The sequence below is a fragment of the Streptomyces sp. NBC_01463 genome, assembly GCA_036227345.1.
Classification (GTDB): Bacteria; Actinomycetota; Actinomycetes; order Streptomycetales; family Streptomycetaceae; genus Streptomyces.
Window position 1 is genome coordinate 2,616,482 of the sequence record CP109468.1, and the last position, 16,086, is coordinate 2,632,567.

The following is a 16,086-nucleotide window of genomic DNA, read 5'->3' on the forward strand; positions in this document are numbered from 1 at the left end:
CGGCCTGAACTCCGTTGTCTGCCCGGACGAGGCTCAACGGCCGGCGTCGGACCGTCGGGCCGCGGTGCCGTTCCAGCCGTGTTCGAGCAGGTCGAAGGCGGCGTCGACCGCGCGTTCCGGATCCTCGGCCCGGTGGGCGAGCGCCGACGTCTCCAGGACGAAGCGGGCCAGGGCCGTGGTACGGGGATCGCCGGGCGGGGCGCCGGCGTCATCGGCGATGGCGCGGGCGAGGGCGCCCTGGTGGCGCATCCACATGCGGTGGGCGTAGTCGCCGAGAGCCGGGGTGTTCGCCACCAGGTCGAAGAAGTCGGCGTAGCGGGGGTCGGAGTCCGCCGGGCGGAGGCGAACGCTCTTCACGTGCGCGCACAGCGCATCGAGGACGGTCGCGCCTGGGGCGCGGTCGCGGACCGCGGCGACGAGCCCGGCCTCCTGGTCGGCGTCCTCGTCGAAGACGAGGGCCTCCTTGCCGGGGAAGTGCTTGAGGAGCGTGGTGGTGGAGACGTCGGCCGCCTCGGCGATCTCGTGCAGGGTCACCGCGTCGTACCCGCGCGCGAGGAAGAGATCCAGGGCCGCGTCGGCGAGTGCCCGGCGGGTGGCGGCCTTCTTGCGTTCGCGGCGCCCCACGGGAGCCGCGGGCGGAGTCGGAGTCGTCATGCAGTCATCGTACGCAAAAGTGCCTGATAGCAAAAGTTGCACCGTTGCACTTTTTTGGTGAGTGTGTTTTTCTGGAATGGCGCCGCAGGGCCCGGCCCGCCGCCCACCGTCCATCGGATGAGGCGGTGCTGCCGGGCGTGATGCTCGCCGGCACGGCCGGCTGACGCCCCCTTCACCGCGACGCGGCGCCACCCACACGAACGGAGCACCACCATGACCACCGCACCCCCTCCCCGCATCGCGATCATCGGCGCCGGACCCGGCGGCCTGACCTGCGCCCGCATCCTCCAGCGGCACGGCATCACCGCCACCGTTCACGACCACGAGACCGGCCCCGGGTCCCGCAACCAGGGCGGCACCCTGGACCTGCACGAGGACAACGGCCAGATCGCCCTGCGCGAGGCCGGGCTCCTCGACGAGTTCTTCCGGCTCTCCCGCCCCGAGGGGCAGGAGATGCGCCAGCTGGACCCGGGCGGCAAGGTCCTCTTCCACCACACCCCGGAGGAGGGCGAACGCTTCAAGCCGGAGATCGACCGCGGCCACCTGCGCGATCTCCTCCTGAACTCCCTGGAGCCCGGCACCGTGCGCTGGGGACACACCCTCACGTCCGTCGACGGCCCCTCCGAAGGCCCCCGCCTGTTGCGTTTCGCCGACGGCACCAGCGTCGAGGCCGACCTCGTCATCGGCGCCGACGGCTCTTGGTCCAAGGTGCGACGCGCCGTCTCCCCCGCCACGCCCCGGTACAGCGGTGTCAGCTTCCTCGAAGCGTGGTTCCACGACGTCGAGAACCGGCACCCCGACATCGCCGGACTAGTCGGCCGGGGAAGCGCCGCCGCGGCCGACGGCGAGCGAGGCCTGTTCGCCCAGCGCAACAGCGGCGACCACATCCGCGTCTACATCATCCAGCGCGTCCCCGCCGACTGGATCACCGCGAACGGCCTCACCGTCCAGGACACCGGCCCCCTCCGCGCCCACCTCGTGGAGCAGTACCGCGACTGGTCACCCCGCATGCGCCGGCTGCTCACCGACAACGACGGCCGCTACGTCGACCGGCCCATCCTCGCCCTGCCCGTCCCCCACAGCTGGGAGCACGACCCCACCGTCACCCTGCTCGGCGACGCGGCCCACCTCATGCCCCCGCTCGGCGTCGGCGTCAACCTCGCCATGCTCGACGCCTGCGAACTGGCCCTCGCCGTGGCGGGCACCGGCACCGTCGACGACGCGATCCGCACCTACGAGCGGACCATGCTGTCCCGCTCCCACAAGATGCAGCAGCTGCTCGACCACGGCGCCGAGGAACTGCTGTCCGCCGAACTGCCCGACTTCGCGACCGACGACAGCGACAGCAACAGCGACAGCAACTGAAGCTCCGGCGTCCGTTCTCCGCTCCCGCCGCCCCCGTCGCACCGGCCGTCAGAGCCGACGGACCTTCAGCGCGTTGTCCGTGCGGGTGGTCGGGTTGCCGTCCGGGTCGTTCTGCACGCGCTCGTGCTCCGCGCTGAGCAGCACCTCCCATTCCCCTTCCGGGAGCCGGAGGGAGGCGAGCACCTCGTCCGTGGTGGGGAGCTCCATGTCCGCGTGGTCGTGCTCCCAGGCGGGGAATCCCGCGTGGCCGACGATCAGCAGCACGCCGCCCGGGGCCACCGCCGCGGCCGCCCGGCGGAGGATCTCCTCGCGCGGCAGGTCACCCATGGAGTGCAGGAACTGCGCGGAGACCAGGTCGTACTCCCCCTCCGGGAACGAGACCCCGAGGTCGTGGAACTGCCAGTCGATCCGGTCGGCGACGTCCGCCTCGGCCCCGTGCTCGGCGGCCCGGGCCAGCGCGACGCGCGAGATGTCGGTGGCGGTGACCTGCCAGCCCCAGCGGGCCAGCCAGACCGCGTCGGCCCCCTCGCCGCACCCGAGGTCCAGGGCACGCCCCGGCTTCAGGCCCTCCACCTCACGGACGAGCATCGTGTTGGGGTTCCCGCTCCAGATGCGGTGGCTCTCGCGGTAACGCTCGTCCCAGAGTTCGGCGTCCGATGCGGCCGAGGTGCTGTCGTGGGTCATCGTGTCTCCTGCAGTCCGTGACGGCGGTTTCCGAGGGCCTTCTCGCAGACCTGGCGCTCGGCCTCGGCCGAGAAGGGGGCGCGGCGGGCCCCGACCGCGCGGCGGGTGTCGTCGGCGACAAGGTCCGCGTTGATGGCGGCGCCGGCCTTCAGCCCCGCGGCGGCGGCTCCGATGACCTGATCCATCAGGCTGGCGACGTTACCGGCCGCCCACACCCCGGGCACCTCCGTCGCCCCGACCGGGTCGACCGCGATGTACGTGCCCAGCGTGTGCCCGCCCATCTCCAGCGGGGTGGCGCGCAGCCCGAGCCCGTCGAGCACTCCCGAGCGCGCCGTGAACCGCGGCTGGACCACGACGGCCTCGCGCGGAACGACCCGGCCACCGGCCAGCCGCACCCCGGTGAGACGGTCGTCGCCGCCCACCTCCAGCCCGGTCACCTCCCCGTCCACCACGGCGATGTTCCGAGCCGCCAGCTGCTCGTACTCCTCGTCGCCCGGCTCGGGCCCGTCGTGCAGGAAGAGAGTGACGTCGGCGCTCCACTGCCTCCACAGCAGCGCCTGGTGCACGGCCATCGGGGACAGCGCCACGATGCCGATCGCCGCGTCCCGCACCTCCCAGCCGTGGCAGTACGGGCAGTGCAGCACGTCACGGCCCCAGCGGTCGGCCAGGCCCTCGATCGGCGGCAGCTCGTCGACCAGCCCGGTGGTGACGAGCAGGCGGCGCGCCGTCACGGCGGTGCCGTCCGTCAGTACGACGCGGAATCCGGCCCCGCCCGGCAGCGGCCCGGCCGACACGACCTCGCCCTCGACGACCTCGGCCCCGTATCCGGCCACTTCCTTGCGGCCGACGGCCACCAGCTCCGCGGGCGGGGTGCCCTCCCGGCCCAGGTAGTTGTGCACGTGGGACGCGGGTGCGTTGCGCGGGCTGCCCGCGTCGATCACCAGCACCGAACGCCTGGCCCGCGCCAGGGACAGCGCCCCGCTCAGACCGGCGGCCCCGCCACCGATCACCACCACGTCGTACGTCTGCGTCATGTCGCTCATGCGAAACACCTCCATCTACGGAAGATGGTGCGCGTCCGGTCCCAATCCGGCAAAGTTCCTTGCCGAAGCGGCAAACTCGCACCAGACGATCTTCCCGGGGTCCCGCTCCGCCACCCCCCACGCATCCGCGAGCGCCGAGACCAGCAGCAGCCCCCGCCCGCCCTCGGCCTCCGCATCGGGCTCCGCGCCACGGGCGACCGGGTCGGCCGGCACCTCGCCGTCGCCGCTGTCGTGCATCTCGACACGGAGCCTGCCCTCGGCCCGCTCCCAGTACAGGTGCATACGGAACCCGCGCCCCGGCGGCACCCCGTGCACGAGCGCGTTGGTGGCCAGCTCGCTCACACAGAGCAGGAGGTCCGCCGCCTCCACCCCGCACGCCCACTCGACGAGCGCCTCGCGCGCGAACCTCCGTACGAGCGGGATCGACCTGCGTTCGCGCCGGTAGAACGCCTCACGGAAGCACGGGAGTTGAGTTGTCTCATTCATGAGACGAAGGTCACACACCGTCACTACGGTTGATCAGTGGGTCAGGTCGTACAACGCGGCTGTACGACCTCTGACGGGTCATCCGGGGGCCGTGACGGGGAGAGGTATTCCATGCAGTCCGCAAAGAGGAACAAGCGCGTCACGTCCTGGCACGTGATCGGCGCCCAGCTCGCCACCTTCCGCAAAGCGGCCCGGATGACCCAGGCGGCCCTCGCGGATCAGTTCTGCGTGGGCGAGGACACGATCGCGTCGATCGAGCAGGGGCGGCGGCCCCTCCAGTTCGATCTCGCGGGCCGGCTGGACGAACTCCTGGACACCAAGGGGGCGTTGCAGGTCGCCGTGACGAGGGTCCCGCAGAAGGAGCGGTTCCCGGCGTTCGTGCAGGACTTCGTGGAGTACGAGCAGGAGGCGTTGACGCTGCTCTCGTACGAGAACCAGGTCGTACCGGGGCTGCTTCAGACCGAGGCGTACGCGCGGGCGGTGTTCAACTCGCTCTATCCTCCCCTGGAATCGGAGGAGGTGGACGAGCGGGTCGCCGCACGTCTGGAGCGTCGAAGGCTCCTGGAACGCAAACCGAGGCCGATGATGAACTTCCTGCTCGAAGAGGTCATCCTGCACCGGCCGCTAGGCGGCCGCCAGGTGTTGCGCGAGCAGATCCAGCACCTCCGGCAGTGCGCCGAGCTCCCCTTTCTCGGTCTCCAGATCATGGAGACCAGGCGCGAGGCGCACGCGGCTCTGGATGGCCCGATGGTGTTGCTGGAGACGCCCCAGCACGATCAACTCGCCTATATCGAGGGCCAGCGCGTGAGCTTCCTCGTCGATGATCTCGGTGAGGTCAGCGTCCTCCACCAGAAATATGGGATGCTCCGATCGCAGGCGCTCTCCCCCGAGAAGAGCGTGCGCCTACTGGATGACCTGCTTGGAGAGACATGACCCGCGCAGCACACCGCACAGGCCTCAGCTGGTTCAAGTCCAGCTACAGCAGCGACCAGGGCGGGGCCTGCCTCGAAGTCGCCTACGACTGGCGCAAGTCCAGTCACAGCGCCAGCGAAGGCGGCAACTGCGTCGAGGTCTCCGCGCACCCCGCCGCCGTGCACATCCGGGATTCCAAGGTCACCGACGGTCCCGTCCTCACCGTCCCCCCGCACGCCTGGTCCGCGTTTCTCGACGCGACGGTGTGAGGGCACGCAGGCTCCCAGGCAGTCAGGGACAACGCGTCGGTCGCCGGGCCGTGCTCGGGGCCGGAGTCGTGGGGGCCGGGTCGCTGGTGGCCTGGCGGGTGTTCGGCGACTCGCGCGAGGCCGTACCCGCACCGCCCGAGCGGCCCCGCACCTGGTCGTACGCGATGGCCGGGGCCTCCGGCGCGTTGAGCAGCCTGAGCGTCTCGGGCGGGTCCCTCTACGCCACAGCCGACGGCCCGCCGTCCGTGCATGCGGTGAACGCCGCGAGCGGGCGTGGGCGGTGGGTGGCCGAGGTGAAGGCCGAAGCAGGGCTCGGGCCGGTGGCGGTCGTCGGGTCGAACCTCTACGTCGCGGCCGAGGGCGGGCAGGTCAACGCCCTCGCGGCCGGCGACGGCAGCCGGCGCTGGGCGAGCGGGGCACTGGGCGGTGGGCCTCCGGTGGCACCGGTGGTGATCGGCTCCACGGTGTGTGTGCTGATGGAGACGGAGAAGGTGGCGGACAACGCCGGTTCGACGCACACCCTGGTCGAGGGAGTGCTGTGCGGGCTGGACGCGGCGAGCGGCCGTACCAAGTGGCGCACCGGAGGGAACCGGCTGCTGCTCGCGGACCGGCCCCGCGGACAACTCGTGGCGGAGAGCCGGGACGGCGACCGGGTGTCCGTGCTCGACGCCGACACCGGTGACGCGCGCTGGTCGCTGCCGCGGCAGGACAGCGTGGCACTCGGGGCGAAGGTGATGTACGCGACCGGGGCCGGGAAGGCCAACGAGGTCGTCGCGTACGACCTCGCCACCGGTGCGCGGCTCTGGAGGTCCCCCGCGCCGCCCAGGGAGTCCGGCCGCTCCCCCGGTGCGCGGGTCACCGTCTCCGACGACGGGCGCACGGTCTACGCCTGCGAGGCGGGGACCGGGGCCGTGTACGCGTACGACACGGCGACGGGCGACAGGCGCTGGCGCGTGACCGTCGATTCGCCGGTGACGCCCGAGGCGGCGTCGGGCGGGTCCGCCGTGTTCCTGGCGACGAGTGACGGTTTCCGGGGGTCGCGCTCCAGTGGCGGGAAGGAGCCGGACGGCTATGTCACCGCACGGGCCGCGTCCGACGGGAAGCGGCTGTGGCGTACGACGTCGGACGACTGCACCTCCGCTCCGGCCCTGGTGCCGGGCCGGTCGGTGCTGCTGGCCCACGGCTCGCACATCTGGGCCTACGACGCCCGGACCGGGGCGCGGCTCTGGCGCGTGGCGGGCAGGACGGGCGCGGCCCGGGTCCCGCTGGTCGCCGGCGGCAGGCTGTACGTGGTCACGGACACGGGGATCGGCGCGGTGGCGGTGTGAGGCCCGCGCGACTGGCCGTGAGGTAGATGCGGCGGGTCGGGATCTCGTCGTCGTACGCCTCGCGGACCGTGCAGCCGTCGACGCGGAAGCCCGCGTCCCGGGCCGCCCTGCGGAGCTCGTACGGCGTGAACTCCGCCCAGTACACCCGCAGATCGCTGCCGAGCGGATCGTCGACGACGTGGTCGCCCGTCCCCTCCTTCGCCACGATCAGCAGCTGGCCGCCGGGGCGGACCGCCGCCGCCCATGAGATCAGGGTGGCGGCCAGATGCCGTTTGGGCCGGTCGTGGAGCGAGTAGTACGAGACGAGGCCGTCGAGCCGCTCCCCCGCGATGTCCCGCTGGTCCATGACCGCGAACCGGCAGCCGGGCTTCTCCTGCCGGGCGAGGGCGACGCAGCGCGGCGAGAGGTCGATGCCCAGCACGTCGAGGCCGTGGGCGGCCAGGAGTTCGGTCACATGGCCGCAGGGCCCGCAGCCGGCGTCGTACACCCTGCCGCCCTCGGTGACGCGCCCGGCGAAGGCGTGCAGGATCTCGCGGTCGAAGGGCTTGGTGTCCAACTCGTCGCGGAACAGCCGGAGATAGTGGGCGGCGCGTGCGTCCCAGGTGCGGACGACGTCGGCGGTGCTGCCGGGCTCCGGCGGGGAAGGTCGCGGGTCAGCCATCGCACCAATGTAGGGGTACCGCTGCCGGTGCCCGAGGGCACCGGCAGCGGCGTGCGGTCAGTCCAGGCGCCGGCGCAGCCACCAGGCGCTGAACCCGGAAAGGATGCCCGCGAGCGCGACGAAGATCCCCGTCTCGATCCACTGGAAGGTCCAGTAGCGGTCCCCGGGCTGGTACTCCACCGCCACATGGAAGTCCGACTTCGCGAAGCAGCGCAGCGGGTCGGTCTCCCGTGCGGCACAGCCCGCGCTGCCACGCATTTCCTTGCCGTCGGAGTTCAGTACCGGGCCGAGGTCGGACAGGACCCAGGCCCCGGGCCTGGACAGGCCCACCTTCACCTGGGCGTTCTCCCCGTCGCCCGACAGCATGATGTCGGTGGCGCTCCATGTGGCGCCCTCGGCGGGCCTCCCCTCCTGCGCCGCCATGCCGAGGCCGGCGAGTGCCACCTCCGCCCGCACCGGCTCCATGAGCAGCGGCCGGATCGCGTACGGCATGAGGATCTGGACCGCGGCGAAGAAGGCGAGGGTCACCGCCATCGCGGGGACCGTCCGGCGGATCAGCAGTCCGGCGCAGACTCCGACGGTGAAGGCGAAGGCGGCGTAGCCGAGCGGTGCGACGCCCCGGCCGTCGAACAGCAGCGGGTCGAAGCGGTTGCTGGTGATCTCGTCGAGCGGCCGGGCCCACCAGGTCACCATGAGGCTGAGCAGACCGGTGACGGCGACGGACGACAGGCCGACGGCCGTGAGCTTCACGGCGAGCCAGTGGCCGCGGCTGATGCTCTGGTTCCAGATCAGCCGGTGCGTGCCCGCCTCCAGTTCCCGGGCGATGAGCGGCGCTCCCCAGAAGATCCCTATGACGCCCGGTACGGCGACGAGCAGTCCCGTGACGAGGGCGGCCAGGGTCTCGTACTCGTGGACGAACGCGTTCTTGGCCGCTTCGCAGGTGGTGGAGCAGCCGGCCACGTCGCCGTCGTACGAGGTCCTCATCTGCGTCCCCGTGATCACGAGGGCGATCCCGACAGCGGCCAGCGCCGCCAGGGCCAGGAGGGTCTGGACGCGGTACTGGCGCCAGGTCAGCCAGATCATCGCTGTGCCTCCGGGGTCATCGTGGCGACAGTGGTTCTGCCTTCGGCCATGTAGGTGAGGACCAGGTCCTCCAGATCGAGGGGCTCCAGAACCCAGGCGGGGTCGTGAACGGCGGTGTCGGCACGCACCAGGAAGGTGCTCTGGCGTTCGGTGTGCGTGGCCTGGAGCACCCGCATTCCCTCCGGGAGGCTCGACGCGTCACGGCGGGCCGTGGTCAGCCGGAAGTGGGTGGAGATCAGGTCGTCGACATCTCCGGCGAGCTGGACCCGGGAGGCGACCAGGGAGATCAGGTGGTCGCAGACCCGTTCCAGGTCGGAGACCAGGTGCGAGGAGAGGATGACGGTGGTGCCGTGCTCGGCGACGTGCTTCATGAGTCCCTGAAGGAACTCGCGGCGGGCCAGCGGGTCGAGGGCCGCCACGGGTTCGTCCAGGATCAGCAGTTCGGGGCGCTTGGCCACGGCGAGCGTCAGCGCGACCTGGGCCCGCTGGCCGCCGGAGAGCTTGCCGACCCGCTGGGCGGGGTCGAGGCCGAGGTCCCGGATCCGGCCCTCCGCGAGGCCCTTGTCCCAGGTGGGGTTGAGGCGGGCGCCCAGGTGCAGGTGGTCGGCGATGGACAGCCCGGTGTACGTGGGGGTGTCCTGGGCGACGAAGCCGACCTTGGCCAGCTGGGCCGCGTCGGCGGCGGGCCGTCCGCCGACGACTTCGATGGTGCCCGAGGTCGGGGTGATCAGCCCGCAGGCGAGTTGCAGGAGCGTTGACTTCCCTGCCCCGTTGGGGCCGACGAGGCCCACGACCCGGCCGGCGGGCACGCTGAGCGTGCAGTCCGAGAGTGCCTGGCGGCGGCCGTAGCGCTTGCCCAGGCCGATGGCTTCCAGAATGGCGGTCATTGCTCCTCTTCGGTGGCCGTACGGAACGTGCTCAGGAACAGGGCCTCGATGCTTTCCTCGTCCAGCCCGGCGGCCCGGGCCCGCTCCAGCCATCCACGCAACTCCTGCCGCAGGGGCTCGTGTTGGGACAGAGAGGCGTCACTGAGAGTGCTCGACACGAAGGTGCCGACGCCGGGCTTCTTGGACACCAGCCCCTCATACTCGAGCTCCCGGTACGCCTTGAGCACGGTGTTCGGGTTGATCGCCACCTTGGCCGCGACGTCCTTGACCGTGGGCAGGCGATCCCCCTCGAACAACAGCCCCAGCCGCATGGCCTGTCGGACCTGGTGCACCAGTTGCAGGTACGGCGCGACGCCTGACCGGGCATCGAGGTGAAACTCGATCACCGTCTCCTCTATTCATCTAGGGTCCTAGCACTATAGGACTCTGGCGGTATGTCACGTCAAGGGCCGTCGCGGGGCAGGCGAGGATCATTCGGTCCCCCACTCGATCGAGTGGACGTGCCCTGCCACGGCCGCGATTCAGGTGATATCCATCTGAACCAGACGCGATCATTCGGCGGTGATCTCAACCACCCCGACGGCACGCCGTCACAAGTACCCCTTCCTGGCCGGTCTCGGCTCACTCGCCGTGCTGGCTCTGCTCCCGGCGATCCCGGCCGAGGCCGCGCCGGGAGCCGACGCGTCGCCGCAGGGCGTCCGGTCCGTCTCGCCCCGCGTGGTGACCGCGGCCGAGCGCAGGACCGCCGCGTACCTCGACGCGTCGCAGAGCAGGCCCGAGCGGCTGAACGCCTTCTTCAGGGCGCTGCCCAAGGGCGGCGACCTGCACAACCACCTGTCGGGCGCGGCCTCGACCGAGTACCTGATCAAGCTCGCGATCGACCGGGGCCTGTGCATCGACGCGACGATGACGGCCGTCGCGCCGCCCTGCGGCACGGGCACGAGGCCGGCCGCCGACGCGCGGACGGACGCGGACTTCCGGCAGCAGATCATCCGGGCCTGGTCCATGCAGGACTTCCCGGCCGACGAGTCCGGGCACGACCACTTCTTCGACACGTTCGGCAAGTTCGGCCTGGCGACGTGGGACCGGGGCAAGCTGCTGGCCAATGTGGCCAACTCGGTGGTGAAGCAGAACCAGTTCTATCTGGAGACCATGGTCACTCCCGCGTCGGACAGCGCCAAGAAGCTTGCCGACGAGGTGGGTTACGACGCCGACCTGGCCGCCTTCCACCGCAGGCTGCTGGCCGGCGGGCAGCTCGACCGGGTCGTGAACGAGGCGGTCAAGGAGGCCGACGACGGCGACGCGGACTTCCGTGCGACCGCGCACTGCGACACCGCCAGCCCCGACCCCGGCTGCCGGCTCCCCGTCCGCTGGATCTCCCAGGTCTCCCGGGGCAGCTCCCCGGCCCGGGTGTTCACGCAGATGGCGGTCGGCATGCGGCTGGCCGAGCGCGACCCGCGGTTCGTCGCGGTCAACCTGGTGCAGCCGGAGGACTGGGACAGCTCGCTGAGCAACTACAGCCTCCAGATGCGGATGCTGAAGTACCTGCGCGGCCAGTACCCCGGTGCCCACCTCACCCTGCACGCCGGTGAGCTGGCCCCCGGTCTGGTCAAGCCGGAGGACCTGACCTTCCACATCCGCGAGGCCGTCCTGGTCGCCGGTGCCGAACGCATCGGGCACGGTGTGGACCTGGTCCACGAGGACGACTGGCGGCAGCTCGCCCGGACGATGGCGCGGCGCGGGGTCGCGGTCGAGGTGCCGTTCTCCAGCAACAAGCAGATCCTCGGCATCTCGGGCGACGACCACCCGTTCAACGCCTACCGCCGCTACGGCGTCCCGGTGGTCCTGTCCACCGACGACCCGGGCGTCTCACGGATCGACGTCACCCACGAGTACCAGTACGCCGCCCGGACGTACGGCCTCGGCTACACCGAACTGAAGGACCTGGCCCGCGCCTCGCTGGAGTACGCCTTCCGCGACGGCCGCAGCCTGTGGGCCACCGGTTCCGCCCCCTCCGGCTACCGCCCGGTCCCCGCCTGCCTCGGCAGCCGGCCCGGCGACCGTCCGAGCACGCGCTGCGCCCGCTTCCTGGCCGACAGCCCGAAGGCCGCGACGCAGTGGCGTCAGGAGTCGGCCTTCGCCGCCTTCGAGCGCGCCCACGGCGGCCGGGGCTGACCCTTCCGGTAAGCGTCGTGCCGGGGTGCGGGGCCGAGAGGTCCCGCACCCCTCGCGTTTCTAGTCCCTGGCCACCGGCCGGTACGTGCAGACCTGAACTCCGGCGCCGCTGACGGTCGTCGAGACCAGCTCCAGGGTGCGCAGGCCGCCGTCCGCAGGGAAGATCGACTTTCCGCCACCGAGCAGCACCGGCATGATCACGAGCTTGAGCTCGTCGACGAGGCCCTCACTCAGCAGACCGCGCACCAGGGTGGGGCTGCCCATGACCAGCAGATCGCCGTCGCCCTTGTCGCGCAGCTCCTGAATGCGCCCCACGAACTTCTCGCCGTCGATGCGCTCGGTGTTGTTCCAGGTCAGGTCGGAGTCGCCCAGGGTGCCGGTCACGACGTACTTCTCGATGGCGTTCATCCGGTCGGCGAACGGGTCGCCGGCCCGATCGGGCCAGGCCGCCGCCATCGTCTGCCAGGTGCGGCGGCCGAACAGCAGCGCCCGGGCGGAGCTCATCGCGCTGTCGAAGGCGCCGCCCACCACCTCGGGGTCGAAGAAGGGGTGCGACCAGCCGCCGTGGGCGAAGCCGCCGTCGGTGTCCTCCTCGGGACCGCCCGGCGCCTGCACGACGCCGTCCAGGCTGATGAACTCGCTGATGACGATGCGCATGTGGCTCGCTCCTCGCACTTCCTGCTCCGGATCACGGGTACGGGAGGAGAGACTGCCACGCCGCCCGGAACTCATCGGACCGGGCGCCTGCTAGAAGCCGCCGCCGCCGAAGTCTCCGCCGCCACCGAAGCCGCCGCCGTCGCCGAACCCGCCGCCGCCCCCGTCACCGAAGCCGCCGCCACCGAAGCCCGACGAGTCGAAGTCGGAGCCGGAGAAGTCGCCGCCGCTCCAGTCGCCGCCCGAGCCGAAGTCGCCGCCGCCGTACTCCGCCGCGTAGGCCGGGGTGGCGAGCATCGAGCCGAGCATGGTGCCGACCAGCAGGCCGGGGAGCAGGCCGCCGCCGAAGTAGCCGCCCGCCCAGGGGCCGTAGGCCGGACCGGCCTCCCAGTAGGGGCGCCTGCTGCCGTCGCCCATGTCGACGGTGCGGCTCATCGGGTCCTCGCCGTCGCGCAGCCGTATCTCGTCGGCGCCGCAGACCGGGACCTCGCGGGCGGTGCCGCCCGACGGGGTCCAGCGGGCGTCGGCCACGGAGGGGCCGTGGCGCGGGTCGAAGAAGCAGGGCGGCCTGCGGGCGGGGAGTTCGCCGCCGGTGCGGCGGGCGTCCAGGACGGCGAGCGAGTAGCGCCCGTCCTCCAGGGCCTGCGTCACCCCGCGCACGTCGGAGGGGTGCTGGGCGTGTTCCATCCGGGACTTGGCGCTCTCGTAGGAGTCGAGGGCGCGTTCGTAGTCGGCGCGCATCGTGTCGTCGGCGCCCGGCTCCGAGGGGTGGAAGTCGAGCCGGTCCAGGGTCTCGCCGTACGCCGTGATGTCCTCGTCCACGACGACCCGGAGCTTGTCGAGGGCGGCCTGTTCCTCGGCCTCCTTGCGCTTCCGGTTCCGGCGCACGACCGTGTAGGCGCCCGCGCCGCCGAGGACCACCACCGCGCCCACCGCGATCAGGCCCGCGGTCGCCGAGCTGTTGCCTGAGGAGGCGCCGCCCCAGGAACTGGGGGCGCTGCCCCGGGCCTGCTCGACGGCGCGGTCGACGAAGGCGTTGAGCTGGGTCGCGGCGTCCGTGTCCGCGCCGGGCGTCTTCACGGCGGCGGTGAGGTTCTGGACGGCCTGCTCGGACATCACCCGCGGGTCGGCGCCCGCGTTGAAGCCGTCACCGAGGCGGATCGCGTAGACACCGGTGATCCCGGTGTCGGTGCGCAGCGTCCGCAGGACGCTGTCCGCGGGAAACGCGGAGGTCCGCGGGAGCACGGCCACGAAGACCGGCTTGTCGGCGTCCTTGATCTTCTTCGCCAGGGCGTCGGCCTCGGCCCGGGAGAGCTGGCCGGACGCGGCCGGGTCGACGTACACCGGATTCTTGCGCAGCGCCTGCGCCACCTCGTCCACGCCGGTCGCGCCGGTCGCGCCGGTCGCGCCGGTCGCGGCGGGGGCCACGAGCAGAGCGGCCGCCGACAGCAGAAGGAGCAGTCCCGCCAGGAAAGCCGGGACCAGGAAGTGAGGGAACGCCCTGTTCCTCATACTTCGAAGTTAGCCCACTCGGGTGAGCGGCGCCCGGCGAGCGAGGCCGGGTAGGGGCCCGGGGTCAGGCGATGCCGCCGTTGGCGAACAGGACCTGGCCGTTGATCCACCGGCCGCCCGGACCGGCCAGGAAGGCGACGGCGGCGGCGATGTCCTCGGGCGTGCCGAGGCGCTCCAGCGGGGAGGCGCCGGCGATCCTCTCGATCAGTTCGGGGCTCTTGCCGTCCAGGAAGAGCGGGGTCGCGGTCGGTCCGGGGGCCACGGCGTTGACGGTGACGTCCCGGCCGCGCAGTTCGCGGGCGAGGATCAGCGTCATCGCCTCGACCGCGCCCTTGGTCGCCGCGTAGGCGGCGTAGGCCGGCTGCTGGAGCCGGGTGACGGACGTGGAGAAGTTGACGAGCGCGCCGCCGGTGCGCAGCCGCCGGGCGGCGAGCTGGGAGACGACGAACGTGCCCCGCACATTGACCCGGTGCATCCGGTCGAAGGCGTCCAGGGCCATCTCCGCCAGCGGGGCGAGCAGCATGATCCCGGCGGTGTTGACCACCACGTCGACGCCGCCGAGGCGCTCCTCGGCCGTGTCGAACAGGGCCGTCATCGCCGTCTCGTCCGCGACGTCGCCGGACAGGGCGACGGCCGTGCCGCCCGCCTCCCGGATCGAGGCCATGACCCGCTCGGCCCGCTCGGCGCTGCCGGAGTAGTGCACGACCACCGGCATGCCGTCGGCGGCCAGCGCCTGCGCGACCGCACCGCCGATCCCTCCCGAGCCCCCGGTCACGATCGCCACCCGGGGCACGGACTGCTCGCCGGTGGTCGTGCCGTTGCCGTTGTCGTCGGTGGTGGTCATGGCGACCTCCCTCTCATTTTGTGGACGATAAGTACATTAACATCATGTGGACGAGTGGTCCATATATATGTGGCCCGGGTGTCCATATAGTGGCTCGGGGGGCCGTGCCGGACGAGGAGGACACGCATGGAACGGACAGAGGCCGGGGGACCCGGCCCGCTCACGCCCGGGCGCGGACGGCGCCGGGCGGAGGACGTCCGGCACGCGACGCTGACCGCGGCCGCCGATCTCCTGCTCGCCGAGGGCGTCCGCGCCCTGACCTTCTCCAAGGTCGCCGCCCGCGCGGGCGTCAGCAAGATGACCCTCTACAAGTGGTGGCCCTCCCCCGGGGCCCTGGCCTTCGACGCGTACTTCAACGCCTTTCAGGCCACCCTCGCCTTCCCCGACACGGGCGACATCCGGCGTGATCTGACGACACAGCTGCACGCGTTCATCGATCTCCTGAACGGCAACGGTCCCGTCGTCGCCGGCATCATCGGGGCCGCCCAGGGCGATCCCGATCTCGCCGATGCGCTCTCGACGCACTACGTCACCCCGCGCCGCGCCCTCGCCGTCGAACGCCTCGCAGTCGCCCGCGACGCGGGCCAGATCCGGGCCGACGCCGACCTGGAGACGATCGTCGACCAGCTCTGGGGAGCCGTCTACCACCGGCTGCTGATGCCCGCGCAGCCGCTGACGACGGAGTTCGCCGACCGGCTGGTCGACCACCTGTTCCGGGGCGTCGCCACGGACCCCGCCGCCGACTCACCGGGACCGGCCGGAAGTTGAGGGCGAGCGGCCCCGACTGGGCCACCACCCCTTATCTTTGGCCGATGCGCGCCCACTCCGTCGACCGCCCGGCCGACCTCGACACCGTCCGCGAGTCCTACGACCGCGTCGCCGACAACTACGCCCACATGGTGCTGACGACGGGAATCGGGGACATCCGCCGCCATCCCTGGCTCAAGGCGTCGATCGACGCCTTCGCCGACACCGTGACCGGCCTCGGACCCGTCCTCGACGTCGGCTGCGGCCCCGGAACGGTCACCGCCTACCTCGCCGAACGCGGCCTCGACGTGTCCGGCGTCGACCTCTCCCCCCGCATGATCGAGAACGCGCGCCGGCTGCACCCGGAGTGCCGCTTCAGCGTCTCCTCCGCCACCGACCTCGACCTCGCCGAGGCATCGCTCGGCGGTGTGCTCGGCTGGTGGTCGCTGTTCAACCTGCCCCGTGCCGTGCTGCCCCAGGTGCTCGCCGGGTTCGTGCGCGCCCTGAAGCCGGGCGGACACTTCATCACCGCCACCCATGTCGGCGACGAGGACCTGGTGCGCACCGAGGCCTACGGCGGTGTGCCCGTCAGCTGGACGACGCACAAGTGGCGCCCGGAGCAGTTCGTGGAGCTGATCGAGCAGGCCGGACTGCACCCGGTCGCCGATCTCCGCATCCCCGCGGACGAGCACACCGGTCCCGGCGTCGTCGTCATGGCCAGGAAGCCCGCCTGAGAGCCGGACGGCACACGGGAGCGGGCGGGCGGCATCAGTGCCGCCCGC

General features: G+C 71.9%; 18 protein-coding genes. 7 read left to right on the top strand and 11 right to left on the bottom strand.

Annotated elements, in window-relative coordinates; all coding sequences use genetic code 11:
- Positions 1-33 precede the first annotated feature (33 nt).
- Positions 34-654 carry a TetR/AcrR family transcriptional regulator gene (locus OG521_11345; GenBank protein WUW21345.1) on the bottom strand — a complete coding sequence of 207 codons (621 nt, stop codon included), beginning with the start codon at positions 652-654 and terminating at the stop codon, positions 34-36.
- 213 nt (positions 655-867) lie between these two features.
- Here OG521_11345 and OG521_11350 point away from each other — a divergent pair, with 213 nt between their 5' ends.
- A complete protein-coding gene (locus OG521_11350; GenBank protein WUW21346.1) occupies positions 868-2,019 on the top strand; it encodes an FAD-dependent monooxygenase in 1,152 nt (383 codons plus the stop codon).
- A 48-nt stretch (positions 2,020-2,067) separates the two neighbouring features.
- On the opposite strand, the gene OG521_11355 is transcribed toward OG521_11350, so the two are convergent.
- Genes OG521_11355 through OG521_11365 form a run of 3 tightly spaced genes read right to left on the bottom strand, consistent with a single transcriptional unit; the run spans position 2,068 to position 4,232 of the window.
- The gene (locus OG521_11355; GenBank protein WUW21347.1) at positions 2,068-2,703 is read right to left on the bottom strand and encodes a class I SAM-dependent methyltransferase; all 636 of its coding nucleotides are present in this window, start codon (positions 2,701-2,703) and stop codon (positions 2,068-2,070) included.
- On the bottom strand, positions 2,700-3,746 hold the full coding sequence (locus OG521_11360; GenBank protein ID WUW21348.1) for an NAD(P)/FAD-dependent oxidoreductase: 1,047 nt from the start codon (positions 3,744-3,746) through the stop codon (positions 2,700-2,702). The genes OG521_11355 and OG521_11360 overlap by 4 nt, the downstream gene beginning before the upstream one ends.
- Positions 3,747-3,761: 15 nt before the next feature.
- Entirely contained in the window at positions 3,762-4,232 is a 471-nt protein-coding gene (locus tag OG521_11365) for an ATP-binding protein (GenBank protein ID WUW21349.1), read from the bottom strand.
- A 111-nt stretch (positions 4,233-4,343) separates the two neighbouring features.
- On the opposite strand from OG521_11365, the gene OG521_11370 reads away from it, so the two are divergent.
- From OG521_11370 to OG521_11380, 3 genes are all read left to right on the top strand, one after another.
- Positions 4,344-5,165, top strand: coding sequence for a helix-turn-helix domain-containing protein (locus OG521_11370; GenBank protein ID WUW21350.1), 822 nt, complete (start codon positions 4,344-4,346; stop codon positions 5,163-5,165).
- On the top strand, positions 5,162-5,413 hold the full coding sequence (locus OG521_11375; GenBank protein ID WUW21351.1) for a DUF397 domain-containing protein: 252 nt from the start codon (positions 5,162-5,164) through the stop codon (positions 5,411-5,413). Before OG521_11370 ends, OG521_11375 begins: the two co-directional genes overlap by 4 nt.
- A gap of 68 nt (positions 5,414-5,481) precedes the next feature.
- Complete coding sequence (locus OG521_11380; GenBank protein ID WUW21352.1) at positions 5,482-6,741, top strand: PQQ-binding-like beta-propeller repeat protein; 1,260 nt, start codon at positions 5,482-5,484, stop codon at positions 6,739-6,741.
- On the opposite strand, the gene OG521_11385 is transcribed toward OG521_11380, so the two are convergent.
- From OG521_11385 to OG521_11400, 4 genes are read right to left on the bottom strand one after another with little or no spacing between them, the layout of a single operon-like run.
- Positions 6,707-7,402: a methyltransferase domain-containing protein gene (locus OG521_11385; protein ID WUW21353.1), complete on the bottom strand. Its 696-nt coding sequence runs from the start codon at positions 7,400-7,402 to the stop codon at positions 6,707-6,709. The genes OG521_11380 and OG521_11385 overlap by 35 nt on opposite strands.
- 57 nt (positions 7,403-7,459) lie before the next feature.
- On the bottom strand, positions 7,460-8,485 hold the full coding sequence (locus tag OG521_11390) for an ABC transporter permease (protein ID WUW21354.1): 1,026 nt from the start codon (positions 8,483-8,485) through the stop codon (positions 7,460-7,462).
- Positions 8,482-9,372 carry an ABC transporter ATP-binding protein gene (locus OG521_11395; GenBank protein ID WUW21355.1) on the bottom strand — a complete coding sequence of 297 codons (891 nt, stop codon included), beginning with the start codon at positions 9,370-9,372 and terminating at the stop codon, positions 8,482-8,484. Before OG521_11395 ends, OG521_11390 begins: the two co-directional genes overlap by 4 nt.
- Positions 9,369-9,758: a GntR family transcriptional regulator gene (locus OG521_11400; GenBank protein ID WUW21356.1), complete on the bottom strand. Its 390-nt coding sequence runs from the start codon at positions 9,756-9,758 to the stop codon at positions 9,369-9,371. The genes OG521_11395 and OG521_11400 overlap by 4 nt, the downstream gene beginning before the upstream one ends.
- 175 nt (positions 9,759-9,933) lie before the next feature.
- On the opposite strand from OG521_11400, the gene OG521_11405 reads away from it, so the two are divergent.
- Positions 9,934-11,547, top strand: a complete 1,614-nt coding sequence (locus OG521_11405) for an adenosine deaminase (GenBank protein ID WUW21357.1) — start codon at positions 9,934-9,936, stop codon at positions 11,545-11,547.
- Positions 11,548-11,607: 60 nt separating this feature from the next.
- Here the strand turns inward: OG521_11405 and OG521_11410 are convergent, their stop codons facing one another.
- The 3 genes from OG521_11410 to OG521_11420 all read right to left on the bottom strand — a co-directional run bounded on the left by OG521_11410 (position 11,608) and on the right by OG521_11420 (position 14,557).
- Positions 11,608-12,204 carry a dihydrofolate reductase family protein gene (locus OG521_11410; GenBank protein ID WUW21358.1) on the bottom strand — a complete coding sequence of 199 codons (597 nt, stop codon included), beginning with the start codon at positions 12,202-12,204 and terminating at the stop codon, positions 11,608-11,610.
- 90 nt (positions 12,205-12,294) lie between these two features.
- Positions 12,295-13,713, bottom strand: a complete 1,419-nt coding sequence (locus tag OG521_11415; GenBank protein WUW21359.1) for a hypothetical protein — start codon at positions 13,711-13,713, stop codon at positions 12,295-12,297.
- A 64-nt stretch (positions 13,714-13,777) separates the two neighbouring features.
- A complete protein-coding gene (locus tag OG521_11420) occupies positions 13,778-14,557 on the bottom strand; it encodes an SDR family oxidoreductase (protein WUW21360.1) in 780 nt (259 codons plus the stop codon).
- A gap of 126 nt (positions 14,558-14,683) precedes the next feature.
- On the opposite strand from OG521_11420, the gene OG521_11425 reads away from it, so the two are divergent.
- Positions 14,684-15,325 carry a TetR/AcrR family transcriptional regulator gene (locus tag OG521_11425; protein WUW21361.1) on the top strand — a complete coding sequence of 214 codons (642 nt, stop codon included), beginning with the start codon at positions 14,684-14,686 and terminating at the stop codon, positions 15,323-15,325.
- A 44-nt stretch (positions 15,326-15,369) separates the two neighbouring features.
- On the top strand, positions 15,370-16,038 hold the full coding sequence (locus OG521_11430; protein ID WUW21362.1) for a class I SAM-dependent methyltransferase: 669 nt from the start codon (positions 15,370-15,372) through the stop codon (positions 16,036-16,038).
- The last annotated feature ends 48 nt before the right edge of the window (positions 16,039-16,086 follow it).